21 protein-coding genes and 3 pseudogenes are annotated in these 24,424 nt (G+C 68.2%); 17 read left to right on the top strand and 7 right to left on the bottom strand.

What is annotated here, in order from left to right; all coding sequences use genetic code 11:
- Nucleotides 1-5: 5 nt before the first annotated feature.
- Together RVF83_RS16520 and secA2 are read right to left on the bottom strand one after the other, a co-directional pair.
- Nucleotides 6-632 (bottom strand): CDP-alcohol phosphatidyltransferase family protein, encoded by a 627-nt coding sequence (locus tag RVF83_RS16520; RefSeq protein WP_005199388.1) that lies wholly within the window; start codon nucleotides 630-632, stop codon nucleotides 6-8.
- A pseudogene (gene secA2, locus RVF83_RS16515) lies at nucleotides 629-3,002 on the bottom strand (accessory Sec system translocase SecA2). Before secA2 ends, RVF83_RS16520 begins: the two are co-directional and overlap by 4 nt.
- A gap of 181 nt (nucleotides 3,003-3,183) precedes the next feature.
- Here secA2 and RVF83_RS16510 point away from each other — a divergent pair.
- Nucleotides 3,184-4,725: a hypothetical protein gene (locus tag RVF83_RS16510; protein WP_005199390.1), complete on the top strand. Its 1,542-nt coding sequence runs from the start codon at nucleotides 3,184-3,186 to the stop codon at nucleotides 4,723-4,725.
- A 3-nt stretch (nucleotides 4,726-4,728) separates the two neighbouring features.
- On the opposite strand, the gene RVF83_RS16505 is transcribed toward RVF83_RS16510, so the two are convergent.
- Nucleotides 4,729-5,958, bottom strand: a complete 1,230-nt coding sequence (locus RVF83_RS16505) for a hypothetical protein (RefSeq protein WP_039880686.1) — start codon at nucleotides 5,956-5,958, stop codon at nucleotides 4,729-4,731.
- Between the two features lie 56 nt (nucleotides 5,959-6,014).
- On the opposite strand from RVF83_RS16505, the gene RVF83_RS16500 reads away from it, so the two are divergent.
- Genes RVF83_RS16500 through RVF83_RS16485 form a run of 4 tightly spaced genes read left to right on the top strand, consistent with a single transcriptional unit; the run spans nucleotide 6,015 to nucleotide 8,645 of the window.
- Complete coding sequence (locus RVF83_RS16500; protein WP_005199392.1) at nucleotides 6,015-6,500, top strand: META domain-containing protein; 486 nt, start codon at nucleotides 6,015-6,017, stop codon at nucleotides 6,498-6,500.
- Nucleotides 6,497-7,480, top strand: coding sequence for a malate dehydrogenase (locus tag RVF83_RS16495; protein ID WP_005199393.1), 984 nt, complete (start codon nucleotides 6,497-6,499; stop codon nucleotides 7,478-7,480). The genes RVF83_RS16500 and RVF83_RS16495 overlap by 4 nt, the downstream gene beginning before the upstream one ends.
- A 27-nt stretch (nucleotides 7,481-7,507) precedes the next feature.
- Nucleotides 7,508-8,338, top strand: a complete 831-nt coding sequence (gene ppk2 / locus RVF83_RS16490) for a polyphosphate kinase 2 (protein WP_005199394.1) — start codon at nucleotides 7,508-7,510, stop codon at nucleotides 8,336-8,338.
- A gap of 10 nt (nucleotides 8,339-8,348) precedes the next feature.
- The gene (locus RVF83_RS16485; protein WP_005199395.1) at nucleotides 8,349-8,645 is read left to right on the top strand and encodes a DUF503 domain-containing protein; all 297 of its coding nucleotides are present in this window, start codon (nucleotides 8,349-8,351) and stop codon (nucleotides 8,643-8,645) included.
- 46 nt (nucleotides 8,646-8,691) lie between these two features.
- Here the strand turns inward: RVF83_RS16485 and RVF83_RS16480 are convergent.
- Together RVF83_RS16480 and RVF83_RS16475 are read right to left on the bottom strand one after the other, a co-directional pair.
- Nucleotides 8,692-9,256: pseudogene (locus RVF83_RS16480) on the bottom strand (mismatch-specific DNA-glycosylase).
- 9 nt (nucleotides 9,257-9,265) lie between these two features.
- Complete coding sequence (locus tag RVF83_RS16475; RefSeq protein ID WP_005199397.1) at nucleotides 9,266-9,643, bottom strand: VOC family protein; 378 nt, start codon at nucleotides 9,641-9,643, stop codon at nucleotides 9,266-9,268.
- Nucleotides 9,644-9,757: 114 nt separating this feature from the next.
- Between RVF83_RS16475 and RVF83_RS16470 the strand changes: the two genes are divergently transcribed.
- Together RVF83_RS16470 and RVF83_RS16465 are read left to right on the top strand one after the other, a co-directional pair.
- Complete coding sequence (locus RVF83_RS16470; RefSeq protein ID WP_005199398.1) at nucleotides 9,758-12,955, top strand: BTAD domain-containing putative transcriptional regulator; 3,198 nt, start codon at nucleotides 9,758-9,760, stop codon at nucleotides 12,953-12,955.
- A gap of 121 nt (nucleotides 12,956-13,076) precedes the next feature.
- On the top strand, nucleotides 13,077-14,504 hold the full coding sequence (locus RVF83_RS16465; protein ID WP_005199399.1) for an FAD-binding oxidoreductase: 1,428 nt from the start codon (nucleotides 13,077-13,079) through the stop codon (nucleotides 14,502-14,504).
- A 22-nt stretch (nucleotides 14,505-14,526) separates the two neighbouring features.
- On the opposite strand, the gene RVF83_RS16460 is transcribed toward RVF83_RS16465, so the two are convergent.
- The gene (locus tag RVF83_RS16460) at nucleotides 14,527-15,000 is read right to left on the bottom strand and encodes a LysR substrate-binding domain-containing protein (protein WP_341261958.1); all 474 of its coding nucleotides are present in this window, start codon (nucleotides 14,998-15,000) and stop codon (nucleotides 14,527-14,529) included.
- A gap of 67 nt (nucleotides 15,001-15,067) precedes the next feature.
- Here RVF83_RS16460 and RVF83_RS16455 point away from each other — a divergent pair, with 67 nt between their 5' ends.
- Nucleotides 15,068-15,220, top strand: a complete 153-nt coding sequence (locus tag RVF83_RS16455; protein ID WP_341261957.1) for a hypothetical protein — start codon at nucleotides 15,068-15,070, stop codon at nucleotides 15,218-15,220.
- Between the two features lie 66 nt (nucleotides 15,221-15,286).
- Here the strand turns inward: RVF83_RS16455 and RVF83_RS16450 are convergent.
- Nucleotides 15,287-15,409 (bottom strand): annotated as a pseudogene (locus tag RVF83_RS16450) (LysR family transcriptional regulator); the annotation flags it as partial.
- A gap of 153 nt (nucleotides 15,410-15,562) precedes the next feature.
- Between RVF83_RS16450 and RVF83_RS16445 the strand changes: the two are divergent.
- From RVF83_RS16445 to RVF83_RS16405, 9 genes are all read left to right on the top strand, one after another.
- The gene (locus RVF83_RS16445) at nucleotides 15,563-16,756 is read left to right on the top strand and encodes an MFS transporter (RefSeq protein WP_005199401.1); all 1,194 of its coding nucleotides are present in this window, start codon (nucleotides 15,563-15,565) and stop codon (nucleotides 16,754-16,756) included.
- Nucleotides 16,753-17,148 (top strand): hypothetical protein, encoded by a 396-nt coding sequence (locus RVF83_RS16440; RefSeq protein WP_005199402.1) that lies wholly within the window; start codon nucleotides 16,753-16,755, stop codon nucleotides 17,146-17,148. Before RVF83_RS16445 ends, RVF83_RS16440 begins: the two co-directional genes overlap by 4 nt.
- 112 nt (nucleotides 17,149-17,260) lie before the next feature.
- Entirely contained in the window at nucleotides 17,261-18,892 is a 1,632-nt protein-coding gene (locus RVF83_RS16435; protein ID WP_005199403.1) for an FAD-dependent monooxygenase, read from the top strand.
- 84 nt (nucleotides 18,893-18,976) lie between these two features.
- Complete coding sequence (locus RVF83_RS16430) at nucleotides 18,977-20,281, top strand: polysaccharide pyruvyl transferase family protein (RefSeq protein WP_005199404.1); 1,305 nt, start codon at nucleotides 18,977-18,979, stop codon at nucleotides 20,279-20,281.
- A gap of 76 nt (nucleotides 20,282-20,357) precedes the next feature.
- A complete protein-coding gene (locus RVF83_RS16425) occupies nucleotides 20,358-21,533 on the top strand; it encodes a serine hydrolase domain-containing protein (RefSeq protein WP_005199405.1) in 1,176 nt (391 codons plus the stop codon).
- Nucleotides 21,534-21,558: 25 nt separating this feature from the next.
- Nucleotides 21,559-22,044 carry a PPOX class F420-dependent oxidoreductase gene (locus RVF83_RS16420; protein WP_005199406.1) on the top strand — a complete coding sequence of 162 codons (486 nt, stop codon included), beginning with the start codon at nucleotides 21,559-21,561 and terminating at the stop codon, nucleotides 22,042-22,044.
- Nucleotides 22,045-22,107: 63 nt separating this feature from the next.
- Complete coding sequence (locus tag RVF83_RS16415) at nucleotides 22,108-22,620, top strand: GbsR/MarR family transcriptional regulator (RefSeq protein ID WP_005199407.1); 513 nt, start codon at nucleotides 22,108-22,110, stop codon at nucleotides 22,618-22,620.
- Between the two features lie 26 nt (nucleotides 22,621-22,646).
- On the top strand, nucleotides 22,647-23,600 hold the full coding sequence (locus RVF83_RS16410) for a daunorubicin resistance protein DrrA family ABC transporter ATP-binding protein (protein ID WP_039880701.1): 954 nt from the start codon (nucleotides 22,647-22,649) through the stop codon (nucleotides 23,598-23,600).
- Complete coding sequence (locus tag RVF83_RS16405; RefSeq protein ID WP_039880689.1) at nucleotides 23,600-24,403, top strand: ABC transporter permease; 804 nt, start codon at nucleotides 23,600-23,602, stop codon at nucleotides 24,401-24,403. Before RVF83_RS16410 ends, RVF83_RS16405 begins: the two co-directional genes overlap by 1 nt.
- Nucleotides 24,404-24,424 lie beyond the last annotated feature (21 nt).

Raw genomic sequence — 24,424 nt, 5'->3', positions numbered from 1 at the left:
TCCCGTCAGACTCTACTGTCTGGCGAGGTGTCGGCCTGACGGCGCGACGGCATGCGTCGCATCACCAGGATCGTCTGATACCAGTACAGGACGAAGGACCACAGGTAGAGCCCCACGCCCCAGATCATGAACGCCCACCCGATCGGGTAGGCGAAACCGCTCACCGCATCGATCTGTCCGGCGAGCAGCCACGGGAACGCGCTCATCAGCGCGAAGGTCGCCGCCTTGCCGATGTAGAGCACCGGAAGGGCGAGGACACCGCGCGAACGCAACAGTGGCGCCGTCGCGAACAGCAGTACGTCGCGCCCGATGATGATGCCGATGAGCCACCACGGGATGAACTCCCGCACGCCGAAGGCCAGCGGGATGATCACGATGTAGAGCCGGTCGGCCGCCGGGTCGAGCAGGGCCCCGATCCGCGATGACTGGTCGAGCAGGCGGGCGAGTTTCCCGTCGAGCCAGTCGGAGACCCCCGAGAAGATCAACACCGCGAAGGCCCATCCGTCGGCCTTCTCGACGAGCAGCAGCCAGAGGAAGACCGGGATGAGGACGAGCCGGAGCACGCTGAGCGCGTTCGGCACCGTCACGATCCGGTCCGGAGCCGGCGTGGGTGCCGCCTCCGGTTCGGTCACCGGAAGATCCCGATGATGCCCTGCAGCGTCTTCGCCCCGCCGGAGGAGAAGAGGTTGTCGTGGACCATGTAGGTCCACGTCGTCGTCGAGCGGTGCAGATCCGAGGAACCGAGGTCGACACCGTCCGCGGTGATCTTCGCCTCCCGGAACGTCTCCCGAGCCTTGTCGAGCGCCTGGGCGGGCAGGTCGGAGAACTCCGCGAGGATCATCCGGTGGAACTCGTCGAGCGGACTCTCCTTGCCCAGCGACCGCAGATGGATGCTGGCCCGGACGTCGGAGACGAACGCGAGATGGTCTGCCCACGCACGGTCGAGGTGGTAGAGCACGATCTCGCGGGCCGCCTGGCTCAGCACTTCACGCGGGACGGTGTCGACGGCGACCGCGGTGTCGGCCTTCGACGGTTCGTCTGCCTTCTGCGCGTCGCCTGACTCCGCGGCCTTCTCCCCCGTCAGTTCGGCATAGCGCTCCGGCTCGAGTTCGGCGAGCTCGTCGAGAGCGGTGTCGGTGGTGAGGATCTTCATCCGCCGGTCGACGATGATGTCGCGCTGCTGGTTGACCAGCTTGTTGTAGCGCCAGGTGTTGGCGTGCAACTCGAGCCGGACGCCCTCGGCGATCCGCTGCGCCTGCTCGATGAGATCGATGCCCTTGCTGCCCATCGAGCCGTCCTCGTTGGGCGACACCGGATCTCGCTTGAACGCGAGGTTCTTGGTGACGACCGGGTCCTCGAGGCTGGAGAAGAAGACCGACGTGCCGGGGTCGCCCTGACGTCCCGCGCGACCCCGCAGCTGGCTGTCGAGACGCTCGGTGTCGTGCCGTCCGGTACCGACCACGCACAGCCCGCCGAGTTCGACGACCGCGTCGCGGGCGGCGGCGTCATCGGCGGAGCCGCCCAGCCGGATGTCGGTACCGCGGCCGGCCATCTGCGTCGAGACCGTCACCGCGTTGCGGGCACCGGCCTCGGCGATGATCTTCGCCTCCTGCGCGTCGTTCTTGGCGTTGAGGACCACCGACGAGACACCCGCCTTCTCGAGGAAGTACGCGAGTTCCTCGGACTCGGCGACGTCATGCGTGCCGATGAGGACCGGTTGGCCGGTCTCGTGGATCTCCTTGACGTAGGCCACGATCGCCTCGACCTTGTTGGCCTTGGTGTCATAGACCCGGTCGGGCAGATCGGTGCGGATGTTCTCGGTGTTCGGCGGGATCTGCGACACCCGGAGGTCGTAGAACTGCCGAAACTGTTCACCCGCGGCGAGGGCCGTACCGGTCATGCCGCACACCTTCGGGTAGCGACCGATGAGTGCCTGCACCGTGATGGTGTCGATGACCTCGCCCGAGTCGGTCTGGGCGAGACCTTCCTTGAGTTCGACGGCCGCCTGGACGCCGTCGGGCCAGCGCTGCAGCTGGGCCACCCGGCCGCGCGAGGCGTTGATCAGGTGGACCCCGCCGTCGCGGACGATGTAGTGGATGTCACGTTCGAGCAGGTAGTGGGCGTGCATCGCGATACTGACGTGCACGAGCGTGGATCCGACGTGCTCCTCGCTGTAGAGGTTGATCCCGCCGAGCTCCTCCTCGACGAAGGCCGCACCCTCGTCGGTGAGCGTCACGTTGCGACCCTCGGCGTCGACCTCGTAGTGCTTCTTCTTCATCCGCGACACCACGTCGTGGATGGCCTGGTCGGGAACCTCGGTCTCGGTCGACCCGGCCAGCACCAGCGGCACCAGTGCCTCGTCGACGAGTACCGAATCGGCCTCGTCGATGATCGCGACGTCGGGCTTGGGGTGAGACGAGGTCGGCCTCGGACAGGGCCAGCTGGTCTCGAAGGACGTCGAATCCGATCTCGTTGACCGAGCCGTAGGTGACGTCGCCGGCGTAGGCGCGTCGACGCTCCTCGCGGCTGGAGTTCTCCGAGATGGCATGTACCGCAATGCCGAAGACGTCGAAGAGCGGCTTCATCCACTCGGCGTCGCGGGTGGCGAGGTAGTCGTTGACGGAGATGACGTGGACCTGGTGTCCTTCGAGCACGTGCCCGATCGCGGCGATCGCACCGGCGAGTGTCTTGCCCTCACCGGTGGCCATCTCGACGATGTCACCCTCGAGCAGGCGCAGCGCGCCCTGCAGCTGGACGTCGAAGGGGCGCAGGTTGATCGAGCGGTCCGCGGCCTCGCGGACGAGCGCCAGGAATCTCGCCCGGTCGCCGGGCTTGGACCCGATGTCGAGCTTCTCGGCCTCACCGACGAAGGCGTCGTCGGCGAGTTCGGCTGCCCAATCGGTGTGGGCTTCGGCCTCCTTGATCACACTCAGCGACTTCGACTGGTTGCGAGTCGACTGGGCGCCCAGAAGTCGCCACATGCTGTTGGTCAGCTTTCCCACCGAAACACTTCTCCTGATCGTTTCCCGGCCAACTACACGACCCGTCGGGCCTCCCGGCGCCGTCAGGTCAGCAACAACGGTACGCGGCCCCTGGTAGAGCGGGGTCGGCGACATTATGATCAGTCCACCTGTTTCGCCGACGGCGCATTTCGCCCTTGCTCCCCCGACCCTAGGACGGCCGATGAGCGCGACCTTCCCGAGCAGGACACGCCTACGTCTGGTCCGGGCAGTCCTGGCCGGGTTGCTGGTGGCGACCGGCGTCGGGCTCGGCGCGTTCAACGCCTGGTGGGTCGCCGTGTTCTTCGGCATTCCGCTGGTCGTCCTCGGGATCGCGATCAGTCCGCGCGCGTCGCGGGTGTCGGAACTGCCGGAATTCCGGCGCGGCGTCACCCGAGACGCCCCACAGATCGAGGTCGGGGCGCTCACGCGTAGCACTCTGGGGGCCGAGGACATGCAGCCCACGATGGTGACCGCGACCGTCAACCCGCCGAATGACACCGCCTACGAGGCGCGGTGGATCACCTCGATGAGCAAGGGACATTTCCAGGCACTGGCGTCGAACCCGTTCACGACGCTGCCACCCGATCAGTTGCCGCCGCGCGATCAGACCGAAACCCCTGAATTCGACGACCATCCCGGCCGGTGGGCGGTCATCTATCCGACGGTGACGCTGGTGACGGCCGCCGCCCTGCTGTTCGGGGTCGCCGAGAGCTGGACGATCTCGGTCCCGTCACTGCCCTCCTTCGGTTCGGCCACCGACATCCCCGGCCGCGACGACGCGGAGGCCTCACTCGCCGAACGCCACCAACGACTCCTCGACGAGATCGTCGAGGAGCTTGGCCCCGGCGCGACCCGCAATGTGTTGCGCCTGAGCTACAACCTCGACTCGAGCTCCGACCAGGCCATCGTGTTCGACCCCACCAACGGCCGCGCGACGAACATCAACGTCTGGGACGGCGGTTCCAATGCCTCCGCGACGCCCACCATGGACCGGGCGGACAAGACCTTCGACGCGGCCACGATCAACCCGGGTTCGCTGGGCGACATCGCCGGGTCCATGCAGGCCGAGGTCACGCCCATCGTCCCGGACGCCCGGCTCGACAGCTTCGAGATACGACGCCCGCAAGCGAACGAACCCGTTCTTCTCACCGGTTCCCTCGATCCCGGGGACGCCTTCATCCGCGACGTCGAGATCGAGGGGCGCGCCGACGGCACGGTCGCGAAGTACTTCGACCCCGCGGACTTCGACGTTGCGTTCATGGTCGCCCGTGCCGCCCTGCCGCTCGCCGGGATCGCCCCGAACGCACCGGTACTCGACGACTTCGTCATTCGCGGAATCGCCGACAACACCCCGATCATCAGCGCCAGCAGCATCCAGAACAGCGGCGGTGTCCTCTTCCGGTACACGACCCCCAGCCGGTCCGGACAGATCGTCATCGCACCGGGCAAGTTCCCGGAGGCCTCCGGTAGCGAGGGACGCTACCGCCCGGACGGCTTCGCCTTCGACGCGATCTCACCTCAACTGTTCGACCGCGTCCGCGACGACGCGATGAGGCGCGGCTCGATCCCCGAATACGACCGCGGCGCCGTCGCCATCGATGTCACCGAGCCACATCTCCACGACGACACCGCTTACGTGATCCGCGTCGAGATGGCCAGGGTCGACGCGTCGAAGGGCATGTACACACTCGACGGACAGTTCATCAAGGCGGCGCACTACTGATCGTCACGCGTTGGACCTGCCGGCCTCCAGCGCGCGACGCGTGACGGCGCTCAGTTCCGCGACCGCCGCCTCCGGCGGGTGCAGGACCCCGCGGTCGGTCATCGTGGTGACGATGTCGCGAACCCGCCCGTAGTACGTGGCCTGCTCGGCGGGGGTGCTGCTCGCCTCGGCATGGTTGTACAGCTTGAGTGCGGTGTCGAGGGCGTTCTGGTCAGCGGGTTCGAGGTAGCCCGCGCCGATGCGCCGTCCGTGCTTCTCGCACGCGATCCAGGCACGCCGGAGGGCTGCCACGGACTTCTGGTAGGCGTCGGCGCGACCACGGTTGCCCGGGTAGGCGTCGGTACGCAGGGCGGTGGCCTCGTCGAGCGCGAGGTGGAAGGTCTGGGTCTGTTCGACCGTGACGTCGGTGACCGCCGGGTACTTCAGCAGCAGCGCCGGGTCGAGTTCGTAGGTGCCGTAGGCGGTGAGCACCTCGTCGTGGCGGCGAGTCGCCTCCTCCCACAACCGCTGGGCGGCCTCCTCCGAGCCCGCGTCGGCGATGCGGGGCCGGCGCAGAGAGACGGGTGCGTGCTCGCGATCCGAGGTGTCGTGGTCGATGGAATCGCGGTCGGGGGGCATCGACTCCACCGACACCGTCTCACTCCGCTCGGCGGCCTTCTCCTGTCCAGACTTCTGCGCCGCGTTCTTCTTGGTCGAAACACGTTGCGGAGCATGTACTCGCAGTCGGTCGATCACCGCGGTCGCCGCCGGATCGCCCTCGACGATCGCGACCCGCCAGAAGTCGGGGTCGAGGTCCTCGGCGGACCCGGTGCCGACGCCCGGTTGCTCACGCGCGAAGGTCAGCTTGAGGTACTTCTGCCCGAAGACGGTCAGATGCCGGGCACGCTGACCGGTCATCGGCGAGGTCTCGTCCGCCGGACCACCGATCGCGAACGACCGCAGCGCGCTCAGCGGGTAGGACACCAACGTGTGGTCCTCGTCGCCGAAGTAGACGGTGTCGTCGTCAACGGTCAGCAACACCGCTCCCCGCTCGCCCAGTCGGCCGTATGCCGCTGCGCACAGCGACAAGGCGAGCAGCCCGGCCACCACCGCCGCGATGAGCAGGCCGTCGACACCGGTGATGTTGAGCCCGACGAGCGCGATCAACGCGACCATCATGACGATCCACGCGGCACGCGCGGAGGTGTGGTGGCGTCCCGTGAGAAATTCGGTTCGGCAGGTCACCGAAACCACATCTCACCCCCGATGGCCATATCGCTTCCCCCATCCGGTCGGCTACCGTATTGAACGTGAGCCTCGGGGATCGCCGTCAGACGGCACGCGTCCACCCAGCCCGCGAACATCGCATCAGCTTACGCATTGTTGCGCTGGTCAGCGCGGTGTTGTTCGTGTCGGGTCTCGGCGCGTTCGCGGCCGGTCCGGGTGATGCCGAGCCGGCGGCTCCGCCTTTCGTCGGCAAGTCCTACTCGTCGACGGCGGTGACCGGCCCCCAGATCCCAGGCGGCGGCCCCCTTCAGTTGACCTTCACCGCCGCCAACCGCATCTCCCTGTTCGCCGGGTGCAACCGGCACGTCGGCGAGATGACCGTGGAGGGCTCGGTCCTGCGCGTCGGTTCCCTCGCCTCGACGATGATGGCCTGCCCCGGTCCGCGCGCGGGCGCCGACGAGTGGATCACCGCGCTCACCAGCGAGCCCCTCACCTGGTACTCGGTGGGCCACGCACTTGTGCTCTCCGGACCGGGCACCCAGGTACTGCTGACGGAAAAGTACTCATGAGCCGTCCCGCACCGGCCGTCGTCACCGTGACCGGCGCGGCCGGGAGCATCGGATACGCCAGCGTCTTCCGCATCGCCGCGGGCGCGATGCTCGGCCACGACCAGCCCATCGCCCTCCGACTCCTCGAGCTGCCCCAGGCTGTCCCGGCCGCTGTGGGAACCGCGATGGAACTCGACGACGGCGCCTTCGGCCTGCTGAAGTCCGTGGACGTCTTCGACGACCCGCGCAAGGCATTCGACGGTGCGAGTTTCGCGCTGCTCATCGGCGCGCGTCCGCGATCGAAAGGCATGGAACGCGCGGATCTTCTCGCGGCCAACTCGGACATCTTCGCGGCGCAGGGAGCTGTCCTCAACGAGGTTGCCGCCGACGACATCCGGGTGATCGTCGTGGGTAACCCCGCCAACACCAACGCCGCGGTGGCCGCCGCCCACGCACCCGAGATCCCGCCGCAGCGATTCTCCGCACTCACCCGCCTCGACCACAACCGGGCGATCGCCCAGCTGTCCCACCGCGCCGGGGTCGAGGTCGGCGAGATCAGCCGGGTCACCATCTGGGGCAACCACTCGGCGACGCAGTACCCCGACATCTTCCATGCGCGCGTCGGCGGCCGGAGCGGCGCCGACCTCGCCGCGGACCGCGAGTGGCTCGTCGACGACTTCATCCCGACCGTCGCGCGCCGCGGGACCGCGATCATCGAGGCTCGCGGCTCCTCGTCGGCGGCGTCGGCGGCCAATGCGACCATCGACCACGTCCACGACTGGGTGCTCGGCACCCCCGCCGGCGACTGGACATCCACCGCGCTGCCGTCACCGGGCGCGTACGGCATCCCCGAAGGCATCGTCTGCTCGTTCCCGGTGCGCTCGATCGACGGTGAGTGGGAGATCGTCGAGGGACTCGACATCAACGACTTCTCCCGTGAACGGATCGACGCCTCGGTCGCGGAACTCGAAGCAGAGCGCGACGCCGCACTGACCTCCTGAACGGCCGTCAGCCCGTACTCTCTTCCCATGGCCAAGAAGGACAAGAAGAAGCCTCAGAAGATCTCGAACAAGGTCTACGAGGCCGAGCTCTTCCGGTTGCAGACCGAGCTGGTCAAACTCCAGGAATGGGTGCGCGAGACGGGCGCTCGCGTGGTGGTCGTCTTCGAAGGCCGCGACGCCGCGGGCAAGGGCGGCACCATCAAGCGGATCACCCAGTACCTCAGTCCTCGCATCGCACGCGTCGCCGCACTGCCCGCGCCGACCGACCGTGAACGTGGCCAGTGGTACTACCAGCGCTACGTCGCGCATCTGCCGGCGCCCGGTGAAATCGTGCTGTTCGACCGGTCCTGGTACAACCGTGCCGGAGTCGAGAAGGTCATGGGGTTCTGCACACCCGAGGAACACACCCGATTCCTGCGGCAGACACCGATCTTCGAGCAGATGCTCATCGACGACGGCATCATTCTGCGGAAGTACTGGTTCTCCGTCTCCGACGACGAACAGCTCAAGAGGTTCCGGCAGCGCATGAAAGATCCTGTGCGACAGTGGAAACTGAGCCCAATGGACCTCGAGTCGGTGTACCGCTGGGAGGATTACTCCCGCGCGAAGGACGAGATGATGGTCCACACCGACACCGCTCTGAGTCCTTGGTACGTCGTGGAATCCGACGTGAAGAAGCACGCGCGGCTCAACATGATCTCGCATCTGCTCGACAGCATCGACTACGACGAGGTTCCCCACCCCGAGGTGACGTTGCCGAAGAAGCCGATCGAGTCGGGCAACTATCACCGGCCGCCGCGATCGCTGTCCAAGTACGTGCCCGACCATGTGGCGACGCTGATCCGCACCGACCACTGATCCCGTTCTGATGTGGGTCGGGTTCGCCGAGTTCGACTATCGCCTGGGCGATGTGCACTCGCTGAAACAGAAGCGGTCGGTCATCCGGCCGATCGTCGCCGAACTCCGTCGACGGTTCTCGGTGTCTGCTGCCGAGGTCGGTCACCTCGACATGCATCGGCGCGCGGTGATCGGCACGAGTGTGGTGGCGGCCGACCGGGGCCACGTCGTCGACGTGCTCGACGCCGTCGAGCGATCAGCCGCCAACCATCCCGAGGTGGAGCTGTTGTCGGTGCGGCGCCGGATCATCAACTCCGAGGACTTCTGAGATCGACCCGGGCCGTCCGGCTGAATCTCCTCTGAACTGCACCCGCTCACACCACACCCGCCGCGACCGCGGCCTCCCGGTAGGCGGCCGCCAGCGAGTCGACGGTCTCGTGCGCGTTGAGTCCGCTGGGGTTCGGGACCACCCCAGAGCTGGGCTCCGTCCCAGATCTCCTCCTGGCGCCCGGACACAGCGTCGCGCCGGCCGAAGGCGCTGCGGTAGGCGGTGATCCCGGCGACCGCCACCACTCGCGGCCGAATCTCCCGCACACGTTCCCGCAGCCGACGACCCCCGTCCCGGAACTCCTCGACCGTGAGTTCCGCGGCGGTCGCGGTCGCGCGGGCCACGACGTTCGTGATGCCGATCCCGCGTCCGGTCAGCAACTCGGCGTCGGCCTCGGACATGCCGCGCGACGCGTCGATCACCCGGTCGACGATCCCCGCACGTGCCAGCGCCGGATAGAAGCGGTTGCCAGGGCGCGCGAAATGGGCGCCGGTGGCGGCGGTCCACAGGCCGGGGTTGATCCCGACGAACAGCAGCCGGCAGTCGTCACCGACGAGGTCGTCGACGGTGCGGTCCCGGTATTCGAGAAGCTCGGCCCTCGTGAATCCCATCCACCGAGGCTAGACGTCGGCCGGGGGCGCCTCGGCCTCGTGCTGCCCGGCGACGCAGAACTGGTTGCCGTCGGGGTCGGCCAGCGTGACCCAGCCGAAGCCGGGCATCTCGCGGTCGGCGATCTTCGTCGCGCCGGCGGCGACGAGCCTTTCGACCTCGGCTTCGCGATCATCGGTGGTGAGGTCGAGATGGATGCGGTTCTTCCCCGGCGTCGGGTCGTCGACCTGCTGGAACGCGAGGAGTGGTGCACCCTCTCCCAAGGAGAGGACGACGAAGAAGCCGTCGTTCTCCTGGACGATACGGCCACCGAGGGCCTCGGCCCACCACGTGGCGAGCGGCATCGGCTGAAGGGTGTCGACGGTGATCATGCCCACTGCGAGACTCATACGCACGAACCTATCGCCGGCCACCGACATCCGGCGTCGGAATCTGTCGGATGAAGGACCGTACCTCGCCCACAACCCCTCCCCGGCGGGGTCCGGAGCACTACACTCACGCTGATGCTCGGACTCTCGTACTCGGTCTTGGGCGGGCTCGGCGCCCAGATCGGTTCCGATCCCGTCGAACTCGGCACCCGCAAGCAGCGGGCCACACTCGCGCAGCTCGTCCTCGCCGAGGGTGCGCCGCTTCGTGCCGATCGGCTGATCGAGGGCATCTGGGGCGACTCACCGCCCGATCGCGCCGAAGTGTCTCTGCAGTCCTACATCTCAGGGTTGCGCAAGGCCCTCGAACCCGACCGCAAGCCGCGCAGCCCCTCGACCGTGCTGCTCACCCATGGAACCGGTTACAGCCTGCCGACAACGCCGGATCAGGTCGACCTGCGGCGGCTGACCACGGATCTGGCCTCGGCGCGGACACTGATGCAGCAGGGCGACACCGCCGCCGCGGCTCCGCTTCTGCAGAAAGTCCTCGACGCCTACCGGCCGATTCTCCCGGAGTTCGAGGGACTGGCGTTCCGCGACGAGGCCGCCGATCACCTCGACCGCATGCTCGGCGCGGCGCGGGAAATGTCCTTCGAGGCGCGGATGGCTGCCGGCGACCATCATCTGCTGGTCACCGAGCTCGACTCTGCCGTCGAGAGATCACCACTCGACGAAGGACTGTGGGTTCTGCTCGCCACCGCACTGTACCGGCTCGGCCGGCAGTCCGATGCGCTCGGCGCGATCGCCAACGCCCGACGCATCCTCGCCGACGAGATCGGCGTCGACCCGGGCCCACGACTTCGGGAGCTCGAACGCGACATCCTCGATCACGCGCCGCACCTCGACGCGCCACCCGCGCCGCGCGAATCCGTCTCAGCGACTACCGTTTCGGCGGACACAGGTGGCGTGAGGGCCACCAGAGCAACATCGGACCCAGACCCCCTCGACGACGCGCCGACACTCGTCGGGCGCACCGACGAACTGGCCGCGCTCCACCGCGCCGTCCTCGCCTCGATGGCCGGGCACGGCGGGGTCGTCGTGGTGGAAGGCGAACCGGGAGCGGGCAAGACGGCCTTGATCGACGAAGCGGGACGCCGCGCGGCCGGGGCGGCGGACCTGCGGGTGCTGTGGGGACGGTGCGTGGACGATCCGGCGGCACCGTCGATGTGGCCGTGGGTCCAGATTCTCGGCACGGTACTCCCCCAGCTCGATCCGGAGGACCGGGAACGACTCCTCGACAGCTCGCTCGGCCGGATGGTCACCGAGGGGGTCAACGTCATCCCGCCGCCGCGTCAGATGCCCGACGCCGCAGCGCGTTTCCAGTTCTACGACCAGGCGGCCGACCTCCTCGACGGCGTCGCCGAGACCACGAAACTGATCATCGTCCTCGACGACCTCCAGTGGGCCGACGGTGCCTCGCTGGAACTGTTCGCGCACATGGCCGCTCGACGAACCCCGGGTGTCACGTTCTTCGCCTCGCTACGGTCACCGACCCACCGGCCCGTCGTCGCCTCGACCCTTGCCACGCTGGCACGGCTCCCCGAGCACCGCCGGCTCCACGTCGGCCCCCTCCGCGGGGACGACATCTCCGAGCTGATCCGCCGCGAGACGCAACAGTGGCCCGAGGTCGCGACGGTCAGTTCCATCGAGCGACGCACCGGTGGCAATGCCTTCTTCGTCCGCGAACTCGCGCGCATCCTCGCCGATCATGGTTCGATCGCGGGCAGCGCCGTGCCGTCCGGGGTACGCGACGTAGTCCGCCAGCGACTCCTCGGATTGTCCCCCGGGACAACCGAACTCCTCGACATCGCCGCACTCATCGGCACCCGGGTGGACCTGGTGTTGCTCGCGACCGCGGCCGGCCGACCGGTGGACGAGGCCCTCGACACACTCGAGTCCGCCTCCGCCGCCGGAGTCATCGACCTGGGACCCGACGACCCCTTCGGATTCAGCTTCAGCCACGACATCATCCGCGAGGCGATCGCCGACGGGATTCCTTCGATGCGCGCACGACGAATCCACCTGGCCATCGCCGACGCACTCACCGGCAACTCCTCGCCGCATGCGGTCAGCCGGGTCGCCCGGCACCTGTGGTCGGCCGGCCCGCTCGCCGACCGGGAGCGAACCACCAGCGCCCTGCTGACCGCTGGTGACATCGCCCTGCGCACCTACGACTTCGACGGCGCGAAACGGCATTTCGGCGACGCGTCGACACTCGCACGGGCAACCGGCGACCAACAGGCCGAGCTCCGGGCGATCGCCACCCAGCTCGCCGGCGAGGTCTCCGTACACGGTTACTTCGCCGCCGATGCCGACCTCCAGGAGCGCGCCCGCGCACTGGCCACCGCGCTCGGCGACCGGAGGCTGCTGGCCTCCCTGGACTACGCGCGCTGCGCCGCGCACATCCAGGCCGCCGACGCGCACACCGGGCACCGGCTCGCCAACGACCTCCGTGCCCGCGCCGAACGATCCGACGATCCCGTCGTCGTCCACCTCGGCATGCAGGCCGCCGGAATCGACGAGTTCACCCGCGGCAATTACGGTGCGGCCCACCGCATCCTGGACACATACGGACCGCTCGACGACGTCGACGGACTCCGCGACGACCAGCAGACGATGGCACGCGGCTTCCGGGCCTGGGCGGCCACGGTCCACCTCGGCCGGGATGCCGGCCGAGCACTGTTCGCGAGCATCACCGATGCACGTCCGGACCCCAGGTCCCGGCTGGGGACCGCCATCTTCGCAGTCGGTGCAGCGGCGACGATCGGAGATGCGGAGTGGGCGCTCGACACCGGACAGATCATCGACTCCGAGAGCGCGGGTCCTCTCGCCTACCTGCGGCGCGGCGGCGAACGGATGTACTGGTGGGCGCGTGCCATGGCCGGTGACGTCGACGACGCCCTGGTCCGCATCGACCGGTTGGAGAACGGTGACGCCGGCTCCGACCGACCCGGCACCACCGACCAGCCGCGCACCGGCGACGGATTCTGGCTCGGACTGCACGCGGAGATACTGGTCACCGCCGGCAAGCTGACCGACGCCGCCGCCCTCCTGGACCGGGCTGACGACTTCGCCGAACGGACCGGGGAACACTACGCGGACGCGCACCGTCACCTCATCCGCGCGCGCTACGAGTACGCCAACGGACGCCCGGCGTCGACTTTCGGCACAACACTCGGCCGCGCCCGCGCCATCGCCGTGACGCAGGAGGCGCAAGCCCTGGTCGAACGCGTCGACGCCTTCGCCGCGGCATGGGGCGTCTCCCCGACGGCGTAGGTCCCAAGTCCGCCTCAAGTCGCTGTCAAGAACCGTCGGTGAATCTGGTCTGACGAACCCGGCCCGCCCGGAAACCCGACCGCCCGCCCGGCGTAGCCGGCCACCCTCGAGGACTCACCGTATGACAGCGACACCCACCTCTCCGACCGGCAGCCCCGAACGGCTGATCGTCCGCACCCGCACCTCGGTGCTCGCACAGTTGCGAAACCGGATCGCCGGCGAGGTCCTCGGCCCCGGCGATGCGGGCTTCCGCGAGGCACGCGCCGGATTCAACCGGCTCGTCATCCACCGGCCGTCGGTGATCGCCGTCCCCGAGAACCACTTCGACGTCGTCGAGGTCGTGCGGTTCGCCGCCGAGGAGGGTCTGCGGGTCACGGTCCAGGCAACCGGTCACGGGACCGGGGTACCGGCCGACGGCGGCCTGCTCATCAACACGTCCCGTCTCACCGCGGTGTCCGTCGACCCCGTCACGAGGACCGCTCGCGTCGCCGCCGGCGCAACCTGGAAGGCAGTGCTCGACGCCGCGGTTCCATACGGCCTCGCACCGCTGATGGGTTCGGCGAGCATCGTCGGCGCGGTCGGGTACACCCTCGGCGGCGGCTTCGGTTGGCTCGGCCGGCGGTTCGGCCTGGCTTCGGATGCCGTGCGCGCCTTCGATCTCGTGACCCCCGACGGGACGCCGATCCGCGTCAGCGAGGCGAGTTTTCCGCACATCTTCTGGGCGTTGAAGGGCGGGGGCGCAGGCAGTATCGGCGTGGTCACCTCGATGGAGATCGCCCTCGCCGAAGTGCGGACGGTGTATGCGGGCAACCTCTTCTACCCGGCCGCCGACGCCGAGGCGATCATGCGCCGGTTCCGCGACTGGGCACCGGCCCAGGCGGAGGCCTTGACCTCGGCGGTCACCATCCTGAATCTGCCGCCGACCGACGACGTCCCGGAGCCGTTGCGCGGCGGCAGTTTCGCGGTGGTCCGCGGGTGCTGGTCGGGTGACATCGCCACCGGCCGGGCGATCGTCGACGGGTGGCGAAACTGGCGGACCCCCCTGGTCGATCTGTGGGACGAGATGCCCTTCGCCGCCGTGGACGCGATCAGCATGGATCCCACCGAACCGATGCCGGTCATGGTCACCACCGAGTGGTTCGACGGTCTGCACGATGAGGCGATCGCTGTCGTCGCCGGACGCGCTCGTCCGGCACCGGGGTCGGCACCGCTGATCGTGTCCGCCGAGATCCGCCACGCCGGCGGTGCGATCGCCCGCGGTGCGGCCCGCGCGGCCAACGACCGAGCACGTTCCGGACAGTTTCTCCTCGAACTGATCTCGATGGTTCCCGACCCCCATGTGGCGCTCGCCGTCGAATCCACATTGCGGGTGACCCGTACCGAGCTCGCGCCCTACGTCACCGGTGCCACCTATCTGAACTTCACCTCCGGTGCCGAACGTGCCGCCCGCGCCGCCGATGCGTACAGCGCCGAGCACCGCCGTCGGCTCCTGGAGATCAAGGCGACGCTCGACCCCCACGGCCGGTTCTGTCACGGCGACATCGGTTGACGCGGCGTCGATCGAGCACCGGTCAGCGCGGATGGTCGAGCAGGCCGAGAAACCGCTTCGCAGCCGGATTGCTCGGTCCTCCGGTCCTCGACAACAACGCCAGAGACCGAGTGGCCGGCGGGGTCGTCTCCAACGCGACGGCCACCACCCCGTCCGCCGCGTGCGCCACCGGAGCCGGTACGACAGCAACACCGAGACCATGGTGGACGAGATCGACCAACCGACCCATGTCTCCGACACGACAGGTGATCTCGCGCTGGACGTGCGCGGCGGAGAACAGGTCCGCCACAACGGTCTGCAGACCGGGGCCGGCCTCGAAGTCGATGAAGCCATGTGCGGCGAGTTCGTCGAGGTCGACGCTGCGTTTCATCGAGATCGGGTGGTCGGGGCCCGCTATCGCGATCAGCGACTCGTCGTATCTCGCCACCTCCGTCAGGGAGGTGTGCAGTGGCGTCGCGTCGAGAGCAACGAATGCCAGATCCAGTTCCCCTTCCATCAGCGCTTCGATGAGTTGGGGTGGTGGTCGCCTCGCGAAGTCGCATCCGCACCATCGGATGGTGACGATGGAACAGCGCCATCGTCGCGGGCAGGTCGATCGCGGTGAAGGTCTGCACGGTTCCGATGTCGATCGTTCCCGCTTCGACGCCGGTGATGGATTCCACCGCCAGGCGCGCAGCGGCGACCTCACCGATGATCCGCCGAGCGTGAGCACGTAACGCCACGCCTGCGTCGGTGAGCAGCACCCGTCGTGTGGTTCTCTCGAACAGCTCTGCGGACAGTTGACGCTCCAGAGATCGAATCGAGGAGCTGAGCGCCGACTGCGACATGTGCACGAGAGCTGCTGCGCGAGTGAAGTTCCCCTCGTCTGCAACCACCAGAAAATGCTCTAACTGCCGGAGTTCCATCGGCGGATGGTATCCACCACGCAATTGATCGGTCCAGTCGATTAAAACAATCCGCTTTATCTGTTGGACAGCTGAAAAGGCCTTGGCAACGATCGGTGCATGTCAATCCCCACCACAGCAACCCACTCGCTGAGTCGGCGATCTGTTCTCCTGATGGCACTCGCATCCGGACTCGTCGTCGCCAACAGCTACTACGCGCAGCCCATCGTCGCCCTGATCGCGAACGATCTCGAAGCCTCGACCACGAGCGTGGGACTTGTCGTGACGGCAAGCCAGATCGGCTACGCGATCGGCCTGGCCCTGCTCGTACCGCTCGGCGACCTCCTGGATCGACGGAAGTTGCTGTGGGCGTTGCTGTTCGGAACAGGCGTGTGTCTGGCCATCATGGCATGTGCGCCGTCCTGGCAGGTGCTCGCATCCGCTGCGGTCCTGGTCGGCACGGGCTCGGTCGTCGGCCAGCTTCTCGTCCCCCTCGCCGCGACACTTGCCGCGGAGGCCGAACGTGGGCGCGTCATCGGGAACGTGATGACCGGCCTGTTGCTCGGGATACTAATGTCGCGAGTCATCGCGGGTCTGATCGCCGAGGCGGCCGGCTGGCGCACGGTCTTTCTGACCGCCGCGGTTCTGATGGTGGTCGCGGGCATCGCCGTCGCCGCGCTGCCCACCAGTCCACCGACCACCGAGCTGACTTACGGCGCCTTGCTGCGATCCGTGGTCCGCCTGGTGGCCGATCAGCCGGTGCTCCGCTGGAGGATCGGCTACGGGATGCTGACCTATGCGTCGTTCGGAGTGGTGTGGACCAGCATCGGATTCGTGCTCGCCGGGCCACGATACGACTGGTCGGACGCCGGCATCGGGCTCTTCACGCTCACCGGGGTCGCCGGTGCACTCGCCGCACGAGGGGCCGGCCGAGGAGTCGACCGCGGATACGGACACCCACAGACCGGTCTCATGCTGGCCGTGACGGCAGCGAGTTTCCTGCTGCTGGCCGCCGGTGAGCGTTCCATCGTGGCGATGGGCCTCGGTGTCGCACTCCTGGACCTCGGAATCCAGGGCACGCACATCACCAATCAGAGCGTGTTCTACCCGTTGCGTCCAGATGCCCGGAGTCGGTTGAACACCGCATACATGACCATGTACTTCACCGCTGGATCGGTCGGCAGCATCCTGTCGGTTCTCGTCTTCGCATCGTTCGGCTGGTCGGCCGTCTGCGTTCTCGGCGCGGCGTTTCCGGTCACCGGAGTGGGACTGTGGCTCGTGGAGACCAGGCTCCGGCGGCGTGAGCCACACCGTCGGGGGACGTCGGGTTTGCGCGACGACGCCGACCGTGGGCTCATGGGGACATGAACGATCCGGCCCCATCCCGCCTAGATGTCCCATTGCTCGTCGTCGACGGGGCGAACGTCGTCGGATCGGTCCCGGACGGTTGGTGGCGGGACCGGAAGGGTGCTGCGCAACGGCTGCGGGATCGGCTCGCTCAACTTGCCGAGCCCGGTCTCGACGCGTTGACCGGACCGATCGAGGTCGTGCTCGTCGTGGAGGGCAGAGCGCGCGGGATCGCGTCGGTTCCCGACGTGACGGTCGTCGAGGCCCCGGCGTCGGGGGACGACACGATCGTCGACGTCGTCGGCGACCACCCCGACCGTCGTCGAGTGGTCGTCACCGCCGACCGCGAGCTGCGCGCCCGGGTCAGCGCGCTGGGAGCCGAGATCCTCGGACCGTCGTCGATCCTGAGCTGAGTCCGCGACGATGCCGTGCCACATTTTCCGAGTACCGCACCGGTGTCGGCCGTTCGGCGAATAATCCGGTCCGGGAACACCGCAGACGCCGGACAACGAAGGGTCTCCGTATATGCACGACGTCGATGTACTGGTCGCGGGCGCCGGTCCGATCGGTCTGACCGCCGCCATCGAACTCCGCCGACGAGGTGTACGGGTCCGGATCGTCGATCCGCTCCTCGAGCCTCCCCAGTACGCGAAAGCCGTTGGTATTCAGCCCCGCACGCTCGAGGTGTTCGAGGCCATGGGGGTGATCGAACCGATCCTGGACGCGGGCATGGAGATGCGCGGACAGTACGTGTTCGTCAACGGTGCCCAGGTGTCACGGATCGACCTGGTCACGCCGGCCGATGTGCCCTTCCGGTTCCACCTGTTGCCGCAGTACGCCACGGAACGCGTCCTGCGGGACCGGCTCACCGACCTCGACGCCCAGGTCGAGCGCGGCGTCCGTGTCTCGGCGTTCGTGCAGGACGACGACGGGGTGACGGTCGCCCTGACCGACGCGGCCGGCGCCGAGACCTCCGTTCGCGCGGCCTATCTGGTTGGCGCCGACGGTGCACACAGCACGGTCCGCAAGGGTCTGGGCCTGAGCTTCGAGGGCGGAGCCTTCGCCGAGCAGTACATGCTGGGTGACGTCGCCGTGGATTGGTCGATGCCCCGCGGCTACGCGATCCGCGCGATGCACCAGGCACCCGACGGCACGACCGACGATCTGCTCGTGTGCATTCCCCTGCCGGGACGGGGCCGGTACCGCATGTCGATGCTCGTACCCGACGAACTCGCGATCGGTCCGGCCGACGGTGGCGACGGTGTCGCCCACGGTTTCGAGGGCACCCGCACCCCCGAGCTGTCGCACATCCAGACCGTCGTCGACCGGTTGTCGCCCGAGCCCGCCACCGTGTCCGATCTGCGGTGGTCGTCGGTGTTCCGCATCAGCCACCGGATCGTCGACTCCTATGGCCGCGGAAGGGTGTTCGTGGCCGGGGATGCCGCACACATCCATCCGCCGACCGGCGCTCAGGGCATGAACACCGGTGTGCAGGACGCCCACAACCTTGCGTGGAAGTTGGCCCTCGCCGTCGCCGGTGATGCGGCTCCCGGCCTGCTCGACAGCTATGACCTGGAACGACGCCCGGTCGGCGAAGAGGTCGTCGGACGGACGGTCCGCGATGCGCGGGAGGGCATCGGCTCCGACTCCAGCGACGTGGAGTTCGTGACGCGTCGCGAAGCCCAACTGCTGATCTCGTATGCGGGCAGCCCGATCACCGCGGGTTCGACGGTCCCATCGGTGCCGGCCGCACCGCGGGCGGGTGAACGGGCCCCGGATGCCGCCGGACTCGGTCGTGATTCGGTGAATCATCCGCTCCGGCTGTACTCGTTGCTGAGCGGCGTCGACCACGCTCTCGTGTTGTACGCCGACGCCACCGCGGGCGCCGAGGACGTGGCCGTGCTCGAGAGCCTCGCCGCCGAGGTGACCACGGCGGCCCGCGGGCTCATGACCGTCCACGTGGTGGCCGCGCCGACCGCGCAGGTCGGCAGCACGGACCTGCCGCTTCTCCGCGACACCGAGAGCCGCTTCGTCGCCGGATACTGCCCGGACGGGTCGACGGCCTTCGTCATCCGTCCCGACGGCTATCTCGGTTACCGCGGGCCGCTGGCCGACACCGCTGCGGTCCTCTCCTACCTCCGGGCCACGTTCGCGTGAGCGTCTCAGCTCTCCGGGCCGCCGAGTGGCCCGGTCTCCCGACCGCCGAGCGGCACCGCCGGACCGCCACCGTAACCTCTCACCATGACGAAATGGGGGCGGGTAGAGCGTGTTCGCGCGCTGGCGAGCCGGGTGGAGGCATCGGCGCGACGCCGGGCGGGTGAGTCCTCTGTCGCTCGCGCGCTGGGTTCCGGCGAGGTCATCTACCTGATCGCACCGACCGGCTACCCCAACTACGGCGACGAGCTCATCGCGCGCACGTGGCTGCACCGCCTCGCACGTATCCGCCCCCAGGCGACCGTGATCCTGGACTGTCACAGTCCCGGATCGGCGAGCGCGCTGATGGGCGATGCGCACCCGAATCTGCGTGTCGTCGACACGCTGTGGCAACTCTCGACCTACGCCTCCGACACCGAACCCGTCGCCCCGTGGTCATGGGTCGGACGCGCGGTCCTCGATGCCGGCCTGGCGCCGCGTCTCACGGTCGGCATCGATCTGCTGCACTCGGCTACCACCATCCACCTGCTCGGTGGCGGATACGTGAACAGCGTGTGGCCGCACCACGTCTCGCTGCTCGTGGCGGCCGCGGCGGTCTCCCGCCGCTCAGGGGCAAAGCTCGTGGCCACCGGTCAGGGCCTGGTGCCGACGGTCGAGGAACCGGCGCGGACGGCGCTGCTCACGGCACTGGGTGCGTTCGACATCGTCGACGTGCGCGACACCGCATCGGCCCAGGCGCTCGAGGGTGCGGTCGGCGTGCGGCACTCCGGCGACGACGCCTGGCTCGCGCTGCACCGGCCGCAGCCGGCGGTCTACCGCGACGAAGCACCCGCCGAGACACCTGGGCAGGGCCGCGGCGTGGTGCTCTGCTTGCAGTCGGACCTCATCGAGAAGTTCGCCGGACCAACCGGTTCCGGCGCCGAAGCGCTCGCCGCATTCGTCCACGACACCCTCGACGCCTGGGAGGTCCCGGGATCGGCGGTCACCGTCGTCGAAGGAATCCCGGGTCACGACTACGAGGTGCCCTACCGTCTCGGCTCACGTCTCGACGGCGCGCGCATCATCACCTTCCGCGATGTCTGGTTCGACGGCCTGCCCGCCGGGCAGGGCAACACCTGGATCAGCACGCGTTTCCACCCGCATCTCATCGCGGCGGCGGCGGGAGACCCGGGTGTGGCGATCGTGCCGATGCCGGTCTACTACTCGACCAAGCATCGGTCTCTCGTCGAGGCCGGATCGGCCTGGAGCATCGTCGATTCCGGAGACACGATCCCCGACCGGCCCACCGCCGGCGGATTCGGCGCGGCGGACCGCGAACGCGCCATCGAGGCCAAGATCGCCACCGCACTCGCCATCTACCCGGTGGCTCCGCTCCTTGCGCACCGCGCCTGACACCCGGCAGCGCGAATTCTGCGCCGGATTGCCCGGGGAGCTGGCTGTTCCGGTCGTCGCGCGGAAGGATCGCAGGATGACCCGTCGCCCCGCGCGCCCCATTGTCCTGCGAATTCTGGTGTGCGGTGTGGCCGCGGTACTGGGCATCGCCGCCTGTTCGCCGTCCCAGACGGCTTCGGAGGGGTCGAGCGCCATCCCGACGTCGGTGTCCGCCGAGAGCGGCGCGGCCTTCCAACAGGTACTCGACGACCTTCGGTCCTCGGGAGGCTTCCCGGGCGTCATCGCTCGCGTCATCTCACCGGCGGGCATCTGGACCGGCACGGCCGGCACCGCAGTCGAGGGGCAGGACCGGCCGATCACCGCGTCGGATCACACCCGCATCGGGTCGCTCACCAAGACGATGACCGCATCGATCCTGCTCCAGCTCGTCCAGGACGGGCGCGTCTCCCTCGACGATCCGATCAGTAAGTACGTCCCCGAAGCTCCCAACGGGAACGCGACCGTTCGTCAGGTCGCGGACATGACCAGCGGCATCCCGTCGTACACCCTGTCCGACACCTTCACGCAGAGGTTCTTCGCCGATCCCGGATACGACTGGCCGCCAAACGAACTCGTGGACGCTGCGAAGTCGTTGCCGCCCGCCTTCGCACCCGGGGCGGGCTGGCAGTACTCGAACACGAACTACGTGATGTTGGGGCTCCTCATCGAAAGGGTGCTGCGCCAACCGATTCGCGACGCCTTCGACGAGCGGATCTTCCGACCGCTGGGCATGGAGGATTCATCGTGGCCGGGCGGGTCCGTCGCGATCCCGGACCCGCACGTCAACGGCGTGACCAGCCAGGGGCAGCCGACCGGCACGACGGTCGACTCCACGAACTGGAACCCGTCCTTCGCCTTCACCGCCGGCGCGGTGATCTCGACCCTCGACGATCTGCAGCGCTGGGGTGACGCCCTGTTCACCGGCCGGGGCGTGCTCGATCCGTCGACGCAGCAACTGCGACGGGACTCGATCCTGACGTCTCCCCCGCCGAACACCGCGACCGCCGGCTACGGCATCGGTATCGGCAACCGCGACGGCTGGTGGGGTCACGACGGCGATTTCCCGGGCTTCAACTCATCGCTGTTCCACGACTACGACTCGGATACGACGATCATCATCCTGGTCAACAGCGACAACGACATCACCGTCGACGGGAAGCAGGAGTCGCCGGTGTCGGCGATCCTCGCCGGTCTGATCTCCGCTCTGCCCTGAATCGCAGCGGCGTAGGGTCGTCGGCATGGCCAGAACCGTTGCGAAAGCCGATGCCGTCGACCGCGAAGCACTGCTGGAGTTCATCCGGCCACGCCACAAGATGATCCTCAGCACCGTCCGGTCCAGCGGCGGGCCACAGCTCTCCCCGGTCACGGGCGGCGTCGACGCGGAAGGGCGGATCGTGATCTCGACCTACCCCGGCCGCGCGAAGGCCGCGAACCTCCGCAGCACCCCTGTGGCGAGCGTCGTCGTGCTGTCCGACGAGTTCAACGGCGCCTGGGTCCAGGTCGACGGCGATGCCGAGGTCCTCGACATGCCGGACGCCGAGGATGCCCTTGTCGACTACTTCCGCAGCATCTCGGGAGAGCACCCCGACTGGGACGAGTACCGCGCCGCGATGCGTCTGCAGGGCAAGTCGCTGATCCGCATCACCCCGACCCACTGGGGGCCGATCGCCACCGGCGGCTTCCCCGCCGGGGTCGCCGCGAGGCTGGACGCGCAGGACGCCTGACAGGTAGTCGGTTTAGATGACACATATTTGTGTCATCTCAGGCATGCGCGCACACTGTGACGCATGGCACTCGATGCTCAGCTGACGTTCGCCGATCACATGGCGCGGTTCTGCGCACGCCGATACAGCTATCCACCGATGGTCGGACGAGTCCTCGGATATCTGGCGGTATGCGATCCGCCGGCCCCCACCATCGCCGAGCTGAGCGATGCCTTGCTCGCAAGCCGCTCGGCGATCACCAATGCCATCACGACGTTGGAGTCCGTGGGCCAGGTGAAGCGATCACGCGCAACCGGCGAACGGATGGACCGCATCTCGATCGACATCACCTCGGCCCGCGGTCTCGGCATGGACAACGCCGAGTACGAGGAACTGGGGGCGCTCGCCCGTGAGGGACTCGAGGTCCTCCGCGACGCTCCGCCGGAACGCCGCGCCGTCCTGAGCGAGATCGCGGCGTTCACCGAGTTCCTCACCAACCGCATACCGGCCCTGTACGCCGAGTGGCAGAAGGAACGCGAGGTGCTGATCGCAGCCGGCGAGATCCCGGCCTCCTCGACGGAAGGCCCACGGTCGTGACCCGCAGCGAGACCCCCGGCGCCGAGATGCTCATCCGCGGACTGACGAAAAGCTATGGCGACCACCAGGTTCTGAACGGCATCGATCTGACCGTCCCGGCCGGTTCGGTGACCGCCCTGCTGGGACCCAACGGTTCGGGTAAGACGACGACGGTGAGCATCGCCTCGACGTTGTTTGCGGCGGACTCCGGCAGTGTGACCATCGACGGCCACGACACCGTGACCGCAGCCCGGGCGGTGCGATCGATCATCGGCGTCACCGGCCAGTACGTCGCCATCGACGATCTGTTCACCGGCCGAGAGAACCTGACCCTCATGGCAGATCTCCGGCATCTGGGACGTGTCGCCGGCCGGCGGCGAGCCGAGGAACTGCTCAGCCAGTTCGACCTCACCGGCGCCGCGGATCGGGCGGTGTCGACCTACTCGGGCGGCATGCGACGCCGCCTCGATCTCGCGATGACCCTCGTCTCCACCCCGCGCGTCATCTTCCTCGACGAGCCGACGACCGGGCTCGACCCGCGAAGCCGACGGGTGTTGTGGGACATCATCACCGGCCTTGCCGCGGGCGGGGTCACGATCTTCCTCACCACCCAGTACCTGGAGGAGGCAGACCAGCTCGCCGATCGCATCGCCGTGCTCGATCACGGTCACATTGTCGCCGAGGGCACCGCCGCGGAGCTGAAGAAGCGGGTGCACGATTCCGAGGTGCGGCTGGCGTTCGCCGACGACCATGCCTTCGACTCGGCCCGGCGACTCCTCCCGTCCGCGCGGCCGATTCTCGAGTCGCGGCGGCTCGACATCGCCACCGACGACACGGTTTCCACCATCCGCACCACGCTGAATCTGTTCGACGCCGCGGGCGTCGAGGTCGCTGACGTCCATGTCCACACCCCCACCCTCGACGACGTCTTCTTCGCCCTCACCGGCTCGCCGGCCGAGGACCCCGTCGAAACCGACACCGATGCATCGGGCGCCGCGTGATGAGCACACTCACCTATGCCGTGTCCGACTCCCGGGTCATGTTGCGCCGCAACCTCCGACGCCTCGTCAAGTATCCGTCGCTGACCATCATGCTCGTCGGCCTGCCGGTGGTGTTCCTGCTGCTGTTCGTCTTCGTCTTCGGCGGGCAGCTCGGCGCCGGGATGACCACGTCCGGCGGGGCCACGGGGCGCGCCGCGTACCTCGATTACGTCGTCCCCGGAATCATCCTGGTGACGATCGCGTCAGCCGTGCAGGGCTCGGCGATCGTCGTCGCGATGGACATGACCTCGGGAATCATCAACCGCTTCCGCACCATGGACATCGGACGGTCGTCGGTACTCGTCGGCCATGTCCTGGCCAGCCTCATCCAGGCGCTGTTCAGCATCGCAGTCGTTCTCGCGGTGGCGATCGCCCTCGGCTTCCGTCCCACCGTCGACCCACCCGGATGGCTTGGCGCACTGGGAATCACCGTGGTGTTCTCGATCGCCCTGATCTGGCTCGCGATCTACCTCGGCCTCGCCGCGGACACCGTCGAGACCGCCAGCAACTCGCCGATGTTCTTGACGATCATGCCGTTCCTCAGCACGGGTTTCGTTCCCGCCGACTCGTTGCCCGTCGGGGTCAAGCAGTTCGCCCAATACCAGCCGTTCACCCCGGTGATCGAGGTCCTCCGCGGAGCCCTCACCGCCGCAACGGTTTCCACGAGCAGCGTGATCGCCGCGATCGCCTGGAGCCTGGGGATCGGCGTGGTGTCGTACGGACTCGCGCTCCGCACGTACGAACGTCGGGCGGTCACCTCGTGACCGCCGGCCGACCGAGTGGAT

It is taken from the genome of Gordonia rubripertincta, assembly GCF_038024875.1.
Taxonomy (GTDB): Bacteria; Actinomycetota; Actinomycetes; order Mycobacteriales; family Mycobacteriaceae; genus Gordonia; species Gordonia rubripertincta.
The sequence above is the reverse complement of the archived record's forward strand: the minus strand, read 5'-3'. Positions and strand labels throughout refer to the sequence as shown.